This is a genomic window from Kitasatospora sp. NPDC056800 (genome assembly GCF_042789775.1).
In the GTDB taxonomy this organism is placed as follows: Bacteria; Actinomycetota; Actinomycetes; order Streptomycetales; family Streptomycetaceae; genus Kitasatospora.
The window spans coordinates 18,814-29,499 of record NZ_JBHUAL010000118.1 but is presented as its reverse complement, the minus strand read 5'-3'; the positions used below and the strand labels follow the sequence as shown (position 1 = coordinate 29,499).

Annotated in this window: 8 protein-coding genes and 1 pseudogene; 5 read left to right on the top strand and 4 right to left on the bottom strand. The window is 74.7% G+C overall.

The window, feature by feature from the left end; genetic code table 11:
• Nucleotides 1–110: 110 nt before the first annotated feature.
• Both ACFRQN_RS24285 and ACFRQN_RS24280 read right to left on the bottom strand, forming a co-directional pair.
• Nucleotides 111–197, bottom strand: a pseudogene (locus tag ACFRQN_RS24285) (MOSC domain-containing protein); the annotation flags it as partial.
• A 91-nt stretch (nt 198–288) separates the two neighbouring features.
• Nucleotides 289–684, bottom strand: coding sequence for a DUF4345 domain-containing protein (locus tag ACFRQN_RS24280; RefSeq protein ID WP_380742060.1), 396 nt, complete (start codon nt 682–684; stop codon nt 289–291).
• 101 nt (nt 685–785) lie between these two features.
• Between ACFRQN_RS24280 and ACFRQN_RS24275 the strand changes: the two genes are divergently transcribed.
• Both ACFRQN_RS24275 and ACFRQN_RS24270 read left to right on the top strand, forming a co-directional pair.
• On the top strand, nt 786–1,424 hold the full coding sequence (locus ACFRQN_RS24275) for a TetR/AcrR family transcriptional regulator (RefSeq protein ID WP_380742058.1): 639 nt from the start codon (nt 786–788) through the stop codon (nt 1,422–1,424).
• Between the two features lie 102 nt (nt 1,425–1,526).
• The gene (locus tag ACFRQN_RS24270; RefSeq protein ID WP_380742056.1) at nt 1,527–2,786 is read left to right on the top strand and encodes a cytochrome P450; all 1,260 of its coding nucleotides are present in this window, start codon (nt 1,527–1,529) and stop codon (nt 2,784–2,786) included.
• Nucleotides 2,787–2,887: 101 nt separating this feature from the next.
• Here the strand turns inward: ACFRQN_RS24270 and ACFRQN_RS24265 are convergent, their stop codons facing one another.
• The gene (locus ACFRQN_RS24265) at nt 2,888–4,114 is read right to left on the bottom strand and encodes a Dyp-type peroxidase (protein ID WP_380742054.1); all 1,227 of its coding nucleotides are present in this window, start codon (nt 4,112–4,114) and stop codon (nt 2,888–2,890) included.
• Nucleotides 4,115–4,145: 31 nt separating this feature from the next.
• Here ACFRQN_RS24265 and ACFRQN_RS24260 point away from each other — a divergent pair, with 31 nt between their 5' ends.
• Nucleotides 4,146–5,507, top strand: coding sequence for a right-handed parallel beta-helix repeat-containing protein (locus ACFRQN_RS24260; protein WP_380742052.1), 1,362 nt, complete (start codon nt 4,146–4,148; stop codon nt 5,505–5,507).
• A 59-nt stretch (nt 5,508–5,566) separates the two neighbouring features.
• Here ACFRQN_RS24260 and ACFRQN_RS24255 read toward each other — a convergent pair whose 3' ends face one another.
• A complete protein-coding gene (locus ACFRQN_RS24255; RefSeq protein WP_380742050.1) occupies nt 5,567–8,101 on the bottom strand; it encodes an SdrD B-like domain-containing protein in 2,535 nt (844 codons plus the stop codon).
• Between the two features lie 292 nt (nt 8,102–8,393).
• Between ACFRQN_RS24255 and ACFRQN_RS24250 the strand changes: the two genes are divergently transcribed.
• Both ACFRQN_RS24250 and ACFRQN_RS24245 read left to right on the top strand, forming a co-directional pair.
• The gene (locus ACFRQN_RS24250) at nt 8,394–9,128 is read left to right on the top strand and encodes a sulfite exporter TauE/SafE family protein (protein WP_380742048.1); all 735 of its coding nucleotides are present in this window, start codon (nt 8,394–8,396) and stop codon (nt 9,126–9,128) included.
• A 177-nt stretch (nt 9,129–9,305) separates the two neighbouring features.
• The gene (locus tag ACFRQN_RS24245) at nt 9,306–10,577 is read left to right on the top strand and encodes an MFS transporter (RefSeq protein ID WP_380742046.1); all 1,272 of its coding nucleotides are present in this window, start codon (nt 9,306–9,308) and stop codon (nt 10,575–10,577) included.
• Nucleotides 10,578–10,686 lie beyond the last annotated feature (109 nt).

The window sequence follows — 10,686 nt, the reverse complement described above, 5'->3', positions numbered from 1 at the left end:
ATCGCAAGGCGGAGGAGGGAGCCACTGCGGAGCATTGGCGACCGACGACAACGCGGCGAGGTGCGTGCCCCGGCGTCGCCCCGCAGACGCGAGTTCGAAGACAGGCCCTAGCCGGCGAGCAGGGTGATGCCGTCCCGGTTCGGCTTGGTGAACGAGTACTCGGCGTTGCTGCTGACCGCCACCACGGTGCCGCTCATGCTCCGGACCCTCCTCGCGGACGTACGTTCGATCGCAGGGGCAGCATAGCCTCCGCTGACGACCGGCCCCCGATGACGGAACCGGGGGAGCTCAGGACCGCCGCTCCGCGTGCACCCGCTCGTCCGCGTCGGCGAGCCACAAGTACACGGGTGCGAGCCCGAGTTCGATCCCCATCAGCACCAGCTGGAACCAGTGCGGACGGCCGTCGACGACGAGCGACAGCACCCGCGCGAGGCCGCCCAGCAGGAGGACCGCCGCCAGCCACCTCACCGGCCGGGCGGGCACCGGCGCCTGCCGGGCGGCGTGGATCCAGGCCGCCCCGTACCCGGCGAAGACCGCGCCCATGAAGCGGCCGAAGCTGCCGACCGTCGGGCCCGCGTCCGCGATCCCGGGCATCGCGGAGTTCCCCAGCAGGATGTGGAGGAAGCCGATCGCCACGCAGGCGATCCCCATCGTCCACGCGAGCACCCGCAACGCCTTGGCCATGGCCCGTCCACCCCTCACAGAGGTCTGGTTGACACGTGTCTACTACGTTGCCCACCACGCTAGCGCCGGCAAGTAGACACGTGTCAAGTAGCCTGGCCCGCATGCCAGTCCACGAACGGCGCCGCCGGCTCTCCCCCGCCGAGCGACGCGCCCAGCTGCTCTCCGTCGGTGCCCGGCTGTTCGCCGAACGGCCGTACGAGGGGGTGCTGATGGAGGAGGTCGCCGAGCGGGCCGGGGTCTCCCGCGCCCTGCTCTACCGGCACTTCGCGAGCAAGCACGAACTCTTCGCCGCCGTCTACCGGGAGGCCTCCGCCGACCTGCTCGCCAGGAGCCGGTTCGACCCGGGCGACACCCTGGTCGAGCAGCTGGTCGAGGGCATGGACGCCCACCTCGACTACTTCATCGCCAACCGGCACGCCGTGCTCGCGGCCAACCGCGTGCTGGCCGGGGACCAGGTGATCCAGACCATCATCACCGAGGAGCTCGACGCCCTGCGCGGCCGGCTGCTCGGCGTCCTCCCACTCGCGGACGAGCGGGCGCGACTGGCGGTGTCGCAGGTCCTGCGCAGCTGGCTGGTGTTCGTCCGGGTGCTGGTCATCGACTGGCTGACCGAGGAGAGCTGCTCCCGCACCGAGCTGCGGGACGCCTGCATCGGCGCCGTGCTGGGCGCGCTCCGGCCGCTGCTGCCCGTCGATCCGGCACCCGACTGGGGGCACCGAGGGCATACCATCGGGACGTAAGGGGAGAAGCTCCGCAAGCGCCCAATTCCTCATGAACATATGACAATTGGATGCTCTGACTCCCCTCGACCAGTCGGACCTCCGAACCCCGCGAAGGGACCCATGGACTCCGCCGCAGCCGACACCGGGACCACCCTCCCCCCACTCCACCGGCTCCCCACCACCCCTGCCCAGCCGCCCCACCCCACCACCCTCCCGGACGGCACCCCCGCGTGGCTGATCACCCGCTACCACGACGTCCGGCAGGTCCTCGGCGACCCCCGGGTCACCCGGGCCGACCTGCATGACGTCGGCACCGCGGGCGCCACCGCCGACGTGGCCGCCAACCCGGCGTCCCTGTTCAACCAGGACGGGCCCGCCCACCGCCGGCTGCGCGGCACCGCCCAACGGGCCTTCACCCCGCGTGCCATCGCCGGCTGGCAGCCGTGGGTCGCCGCCGCCGTCCAGCAGTCCGTGGACCGGCTGGTCGCCGCCGGCCCGACGGCCGACCTGGTCCCCGCCTTCGCCCGGCCGGTGCCGTTCGCCGTCACCACCCGGCTGATGGGGCTCGACGGGGACGGGCCGGACCACCTGGACGAGGAGCGGCTGCGGCGCTGGACCCGCGCCCTGCTCGCCCAGGGCGAGGACCAGGGCGGCGAGCCGGGCGGCGGTCAGAACGGCGGGCAGGACGGCGGACAGCAACCGGGCACGGACCCCGACCACGACGCCACCCTCGCCGAATTCGGCTCCTTCATGGGCGAGTTGGTCGCCCGCCGGCGCCGCGAGCCGGGCGACGACCTGGTCAGCCGGCTGGTCCGGGCCGCCGACCAGGACGGCGGCGTCCCCGAGGAGTCCCTCGTCTTCCTGGTCGCCGGGCTCACCGCCAGCGGCAACGAGAGCGTCGCCGGCGCCCTCGCCAACGCCCTGGTCTACGTGCTCGGCGAACGCCCCGAGCACTGGCCGCGCCTCGCCGACCCGGACACCGCCGAGCGCACCGCCGAACGGCTGCTGCACTACATCCCGCTCGGCGACGACGAGGCCACCATCCGCCGCACCACCGCGCCGGTCGAGGTCGGCGACGTGACCATCCCGGCCGGCTCGGTCGTCGCCGTCAGCCTCGGCAGCGCCAACCGCGACCCGGCCGTCTACCCCGAGGGCCTCGACGCCGACCTGGGCCTCCCGCTCCCCGCCCCGACCCTCGCCTTCAGCTCCGGCCCGCACTACTGCATCGGCGCCTGGCGGGTCCGGCTGGAGATGCGGGAGTCCCTGCACCGGCTCGCCACCGCCCTGCCGGGCCTGCGCCTCACCACCCCGGTAGCGGACCTCGCCTGGCAGCTCGGCGGCACCACCCGGAGCCCGGCCCGCCTCCCGGTCGACTGGTAGGTCGAACGGGAGGCGGCACCGGCGGTCGGCCGGGAGCCGGCACCGGTGGTCGGCCGCCCGGCCTCAGCCGTCGGGCGGGGCGGCCGACCACCGCCCCCGGCTCACCCGAACAACCCCTCCCCCAGCGTCCCGCCCTCCGGCGCGCCCGGCAGGACGTAGGCCACCGCCGAGGCGGTGTGCTCGATGAAGGTGTTGAGGGCGTCGCGCGCCGCCAGGCGGTTCTGGACGCGGGTGAACTGGGCCGGGTCGCGCATGAAGGCGCAGAACAGCAGGCCGCGGTCGCCCGGGCCGTCGTCGTAGTTGTAGCCGCGCCGCAGCATCCGGGCGCCACCGTCCAGCCGGGGGCTGGAGAGGCGGACGTGCGCGGTGGCCGGGATGAGGTACGAGCCGTCCGGGTTCTTGGCGTAGATGTCCGGCTCGTCGTGCTCGGCCGTGCCGGTGAGCGGGGCGCCGTCGCCGGCCCGGCGGCCCATCACCTGCTCCTGGTGGTCGACGGGGAGGGCGGCGAAGGCGGCGGTGTCCATCCGGATCCGGCGGTAGACCAGCACCGTCCCGTGCTCGTACGGCCCCGGCGGGCCCCAGACCCACTGCCCGCTCTCGGTGCCGTCCGGGTTCGCCGTGCCGTCCTTGAAGCCGAACAGGTTGCGCGGGGTGGCGCCGCCGGCCGTCCGGGCCAGGAAGCCGGACTGCGTCCACCGCGCGGTCGCGCCCGCCGCCCGGGCCGCCGCGTCGACCTGCTCGGCGACCACGGACAGCGGCCAGCGGTCGGCCGCGCACAGCTGGACCACCAGGTCGCCGCCGCCGCGCGCCGGGTCGAGCCGGTCCCCGGGGAAGGCGGGCAGCTCGGTCAGCAGGGCCGGCGGAACGTTCAGCCCCAGCCGGGCGGCGAGGCCCGGCCCGACGCCCACCAGGCTGCTGAGCCGGGCCGGTTGGCCGCCCTGCAGCCGGGCGTCGGCCGGGCTGCCGCCGGTCGCCCCGGCCAGCACCCGGGTCAGCTCGCCGAGCAGGCCGCGCAGGGCGGCCCGCCCGTCCGAGGTCGCGGCGGGCGCCAGGTCGAGGGCCAGCAGCTGGGTGGCCGGCTGCTGCGCGGTCGTCACCCCGGCCTGCCGTTCGCCGTGGAAGGGGATAGCCGGTGGCTCCGGTGCCGCCGCCGGTCGGGCGCCGCGGCCGTGCCCCCGGACGCCGCCGGTGCCCATGGCCAGTGCCGTGACCCCCGCGCCGAGCCCGGCGGCCACCACCGCCCCGCCCGCGAGCAGCCCCCTTCGATCCACCCCGGCGCCCCGCGCGGTCGGTGGCTGGTCCTGCGCCTTTCCGGTTTCGGCATGCATGGGCGACATTGGAGACGATAGAACACGCCGTATGCAACTTTTGACCACACGTCACCCGCGGTCCGGCACGACACCCCCACCCGGGGCCCGCGTCGCCAGGCGCCTGCCCGCCCTGCTCGCCGCCGCCGTCCTGGCGCTGGCCGGCTGTTCCTCGGGCGGCTCGTCCTCCTCCGACGCCAAGCACCCGGACGGCACGGTCATCCGCGTCCCGCAGCACTTCCCGACCATCCAGCAGGCCGTGGACGTCGCCCGCGAGGGGGACACCGTGCTGGTCGACCCGGGCACCTACCGGGAGAGCGTGCGCCTCACCAAGCCCCGGATCGTGCTGCGCGGCACCGACCGCAACACCGTGGTGCTGGACGGCGGCCTGCGGCTGGTCAACGGCATCACCGCCTCCGGCCCCGGCTCGGTGGTGGAGAACCTCACCGTCCACGGCTACCTCGCCAACGGCGTGCTGTTCACCGGCGTCACCGACGAGAAGCTCCAGCAGCACGGCGCCGGCGGCTCCGCCTACAACCCGCTGGACACCGTGCGCTTCCCGGTGGTCGAGGGCTTCCGCGCCAGCAGTGTCACCGCCTACAACAACGGCCTGTACGGGATCTACGCCTTCGACGCCCGCGGCGGCGTCATCGAGGACTCGTACGCCTCCGGGGGCGCCGACTCCGGCATCTACGTCGGCCAGTGCAAGCCCTGCGACACCCTGGTGCGGGGCAACACCGTGGAGCGCAACGCCGTCGGCATCGAGATCACCAACGCCTCCGACGGGCTCACCGTGGTCGGCAACCGGGTCACCGGGAACCGGGTCGGCGTCACCGTCAACTCCAACGACCTCGAAGCCCTCGCCCCGCAGCACGGCGCGGTGATCGTGGGCAACGTCGTCACCGACAACAACGCCACCGACACCCCCCAACAGGCCGACGGCGCCTACGGGATCGGGATCGGGATCGGCGGCGGCACGGCGAACCAGGTGCAGCGCAACCTGGTCCAGGGCAACCGCGCGGCCGGCATCGTCATCACCGACCCGCCCGGGCACCCGGCGAGCGGCAACCGGGTCGAGGGCAACCGGGCCACCGGCAACGGCACCGACCTGGTGCTGGCCTCCGTCGACCCGGGCAACTGCTTCACCGGCAACCAGCCGGCCGTCCAGAGCCCGGACGGCCTGGAGTCGCTGGCGGGCTGCGCCGCCCAGGGCCGGAGCGCCCCGCCCTTCGGCCGCACCAGCCCCGTCCAGGCGCCGCCCGGCATCCCGTTCAGCCAGGTGCCCGTCCCGCCCGCGCAGCCCTCGCTGCCGGACCCGACCGCGCCCGGCCGCCCGGCGACCGACCTCCCGGGGCCGGTCGACCCGGGTGCCTACCCGCTGCCGGAGTCCGCGGACGCCGTCCCGAAGCACTGAACCGGCCGCGCCGGGCGGGCCCGCGGAGTCCTGCGCCCCGCGGGGCCGCCCGGCGCCGGTCACCGGTCGTGCGGCAGCCAGGGGCCGGGGATCAGCCGGTTGACCACCGTCACCGTGATCCCGTCGCCGAGGTTGTCGCAGGTGAGCACCAGCGGCCCGAAGACCGTCCGGTCCGCCGCGTAGCCCTCGGGCGGCCTCAGCTCCACCCAGTAGTACGTCCCCGGCCCGCCGCGGCCCCGGCAGACGCCGTCGGCCCCGGTCGTGCAGGGCTCGCCGACCGGCGTGTCCCCGCGCTCGCGGCCTGGGCCCGGCCAGCCGAGCCACCCCGGCCACCCCGGTCCGCCGCTGACCCGCCAGAGCTGGAACGTCGCCCCGGCCAGCGGCCTGCCGTCCTGGTCCACCTTGACCAGGGTCAGCACGCCCCTCGTCGGCCGGAAGCCGAAGTCGAGGGTGTGGTCGTTCTCGCCCGGTCCGCCGGTGGTCAGCTCCCGTTCGGCGTACTTCCCGCCCCTCGGAACGACGCCCTTGGAGTTGACGAACGGGTCGCCGCCGACGTCGTGCCGGGTGGGCGCCCACTCGTACAGCGGGCCGCCCTCGGCGTAGTCGGCCGGCTCGTCCAGCCGGAGGGTGTACCGGGTGCGCGGCGCGAGGCCGCCGGTGACGTTCGAGTCGTCGAAGTAGTACTCGCCGCGCGCCGAGGTCCTCGTCGTGCCGACCAGCACACCCGCCCCGTCGTACAGGTGCACCGTCACACCGGGGACCGGGCGCCCGCCCGGCCGCTGGATGCCCGTGCGCCCGGGGTCGTACCAGACCCGGTTGCCGATCTGCAGCGGCGCCCGGTCGCAGAGCACCTCCAGGTCGCCCATCGAGGCGCCCTTGCCGAACGGCGCGGGCACGTCCGCCGGGTTGAGCCGCAGGCCGGTCCCCGGGGCCTGCCGGCCGTCCGCCCGCTGGACGAAGGCCGTCCCGTAGCCGAAGGCCGTGTTGTTCGGGTCGTACCCGGAGATCCCGATGGTGCTCTCGACCTTGGACAGCGCCATCCCGGCGTAGTCCGCGTTGTGGTGGACGCCGAACCGGCTGGTGTCGAAGAAGCGGGTGCCCCGGGGCGAGAGCCCGCACCCGTTGTCGGTGTCCAGCACGTACGTGCCGTTCTCCGCGCAGGCCTTGTCCAGGTCACCGCCCGACAGCACCTCGCCGACCGCGGCGCCCGAGGCCGACTGGCCCGTCGCCCGGTCGGCCAGGCGGTCGCGGAAGGCCAGCAGCATCGAGCCGTCCGTCTCGAAGCCGACCTCGGCCAACTCCGGTTCCGGCTGGGCCCGGTAGCCGGAGCAGGCCTGGCCGTTCTGCGAGGTCGGGTAGGTGTCCGTCCACGGGAACCAGCCCGCGCCGTCGCACGGGCCGCTGCCCACGGTCGACTGCCGCGGGTAGTCCAACGGCTGGTCCAGAACGGCCGGTTGGAACAGCCCGGTGGCGGGGTCGAAGGGCAGCACGACCGCCCGCAGGTCCGAGGCCCGGCCCGTCGACTCGCCCGAGCAGACACCGCCCAGGTAGCCGACGCCGTCCTGGAGGCCCAGGCCGAACGGCCGCCAGTCCCCGGCCGAGGGGCAGCCCGGGTCCGGGACCGGGTAGACGGCCGTCGGCGCCGCGGCCGTCGCCGCGGTGGCGTCGTAGCGGTACAGCGCACGGGAGTTGAGGTTGACGACGAACAGGTCCCGGCCGTCCTCGGTGACCTTGAGCCCGCCGAGGCTCTCCTTGCCCGGCACGGCCAGGAACGCGTCGTCCGACCCCGGCGCGTGCGCCGTACCGCCGGCGTCCGGGACGGTGGCGAACAGCGTGGTGGCCTTCCGCGCCGGGTCCGTCACGTAGATCCCGCCGGCGCCGCCCGGACCGTAGTCGGTGGTGCGCTTGGCCGCCGCCGAGGAGAACACCCGCCGGTCGGCCTTGTTCCACGCGACGCCGAACAGCGTGCCCGTCTGCGCGTCGGTGGCGATGCCGGTGACGTCGACGTCCACGCCGTCCTGGCCGCGCGCGCCGTACGGGAACGACACCAGCGTGCGCTGCGCCCCGCCCTGCCAGGTGGTGTTCTGACAGGTCGTCACCAGTGGGGCGTTCTTCTGGCAGTAGTCGCCCGGGTACCAGAACCCGGTGGTGTACGCGACGTTCCGGCCGTCGGAGAGGTCGACGAACTCCTCGTTGGAGCTCAACCGGTTCGGCGCGCCGTCCAGGCCCTGGCGCGAGGCGAAGGCCGGGAACAGCGTGCCCGGCTTCGGATTCACCACCCGGACGCGGTACTTGCCGTCGGTCGCCGCGCTCGCGGCCGGGGCCAGCGTCACCGTGCCGTCGGTGCCCGTGGCGCCCTCGGTCCTGGTGCCCGCGTCATCCGTGAGCGTCACCGTCACGCCCGCGATGCCCGGCTCCAGCGCGGGCGTCCACACGCCGGTGGCGTCCACCGCCCGGACCACCCGGACCGTCACCGCCCCGACACCGCCCTGCGCGGAGGCCCGAGGGGCCGCCACGAGTCCCCCGCCGGCCAGCACGACGGCGAAGGCCGCCGTCAGCGCGGCCCGGCGCGTCCGTCTTCTCGTCCTCTTCAAGGTTCCGTCTCCCCTCACCGACGGGCGCAGGCCCGATCCGGACAGGACCCCCAGGACAGCGGCCACCGGTCGTCCACGTCCCGCACTCACCCCGCGTTCACCGGCGCGGGTGACGGAAAGCGCCGGGAAATCGCATCGAGTTCGGACACGGCCTCACTAGTTCGCATACTTCCCGACCCCATCTCCGGGCCGTCCCCGATGAGACCGACGGCACACCCGACCCGCCTGTGCGGCATGATCGGTACGCACCGCCCGCCGACGGCGGAGCCCGCCGAGAGGGAGGCCGCGCCCGATGCCCGACGGCTTGACCACCGACCTCGTACTGGGCTGCACCGTCCTGCTGGGCGCCTCCGTCCAGCGGCTCGCCGGGATCGGCTTCGCCCTGGTCGCGGCGCCCGTCCTGGTGCTGCTGCTCGGGCCGGGCGACGGCGTCACGCTGTCGAACCTCGCCGCCGGGGCCATCAGCGCCGTCGGCCTGCTGGGCAGCTGGCGCCAGGTACGGCTGGCGGCGATGCTGCCGCTGATCCTCGCCGCGGCCTGCACGGTGCCGGCCGGGGTCTGGGTCGCGGCGACGATTCCGACGCCCGGACTGCTCGTCGGCATCGGCGCGCTGGTCACCCTGGCCTCGCTGCTGGTGCTGCGCGGGGTCCGGGCGGCCGCGCTGCGCGGGGTCGGCGGCGCCCTGGTCGCGGGCGCCACCAGCGGGTTCATGAACTCGGCCGCCGGGGTGGGCGGTCCGGCCGTCTCCCTGTACGCCGTCAACACCGGCTGGACGGCGCGCGAGTTCCTGCCCAACGCCCAGTTCTACGGCGTGGTGGTGAACGCCTTCTCCCTGGCGGGCAAGGGGCTGCCCGCACTGTCCGGGACCGCCTGGTGGCTGGTGGCCACCGCGCTCGCGGGCGGCGCGGCGATCGGCCGGCTGCTCGCCGCCCGGGTCCCGGAGGCCCGCGCCCGGCTGGTCGTGCTGGGCCTGGCCCTGGCGGGCGGGCTGACCACCCTCGTCAAGGGCGTCTCGGGGCTGGGCTGAGCGCGCCCGGCCCTCCGCCGCCGGTCGACGAACCACCGGAAACCGGCTGAAACCCACCGGACACTCCGGACGCCCCCGGATGAGCCCGACACCCCTACCGACACGGACAGTTCGGGACGCCCCGGGCACTTCGGAAACCGCCCGAACGGCCCTCCGCGGACATGACATACTGCCTCGGTGACCTCAGCAGACCTGGCCGCGAAGCCGTCCAAAAGCCGTCCCCAACTGGGCCGGAAGTTCAACCTGCTGTGGTCCGCGTCGGCGATCTCATCGGTCGGCGACGGCATGCGGGACTCCGCCCTGCCGCTGCTCGCGGTGGCCGTCTCCGACTCCCCCAGCGCGGTCTCCGTGGTCTCCGTCTCCGCCTCGCTACCCTTCCTGCTGATGTCCCTCTACGGCGGAGTGCTCGCCGACCGGGCCGACCGGCGGCGGCTGATGTGGACCATCGACGCCGCGCGCGCCGTCGTCGTCCTCGGCTTCGCCGCCTGGGTCTTCCTCGCCGACCCGCCGCTGGTCGCGCTCGCCGCCCTGGCCTTCCTGCTCGGCTGCGGCGAGACGGTCTTCTCCAACGCCGCCACCTCCGCCGTCCCCGAGCTGGTCCGCCCCGACCAACTCGACGCCGCCAACGGCCGGATGCAGGCCAACATGCTGGTCGGCGGCAACCTGATCGGCCCGCTGCTCGGCTCCGCGCTGTTCGCCGTCGCCGCCGCCCACCCCTTCGCCGTGGACGGCGTCTCCTTCGCGCTCGCCGCCGTCCTGGTCGCCGCCACCGGCCGCTCCACCGCCCCCAGCACCCGGGCCGACCGCCGCCCGGTGCTCACCGAGATCCGCGAGGGCGTCGACTGGCTGCTCCGCCACCGCGACGTGCGGATGCTCGCCGTGCTCTCCACCCTCGGCGCGCTGGCCTGCTTCATGGGCACCACCATGATGGTCCTGATGGTCACCAAGGTCATCCACGCACCCGCCGCCTCCTACGGCATCGTGCTCGCGGCCGGCGCCATCGGCGGCACCGCCGCCAGCACCCTGGCCGGCCGCCTCAGCCGGCTGCTCGGCCGGGGCACCCGGATCGCCCTCGCCTTCCTGCTGATGGGCGTCTCGCTGATCCTGATGGGCCTGAGCACCTCGGTGGCCGAAGTCGCCGCGCTGTACGGCGTGATCGGCTTCGGGATCGTCACCTGGAACATCCAGGCGATCTCGCTGCGCCAGCAGGCCGTACCGAAGGAACTGCTCGGCCGGGTCAACAGCTGCTACATGCTGCTGAGCCGCCTCGGCATCATGGCCGGCGCCGCCCTCAGCGGCTGGATCGCCTCCGTCGTCAGCATCCGCACCCCGCTGCTCGTCGGCGGCGGGCTGCTGCTGGTCCTGCTGGTCGCGGTGCTGGTCCTGCTCCCGCGGATGACGGCGCTGGAGACCGTCCCGGCCGCCTCGGAGCCGTCCGACGCCGAGTAGTCTCCGCCGGGCCGTTGCGCGTCCTCCCGCCCAACGGCCGCTGTCCGCCGGTATGGTGACCGCGGGGGGTGTGCCGGGAAGTCTGGTCGGCGGGCAGCTGCTCGCCCGT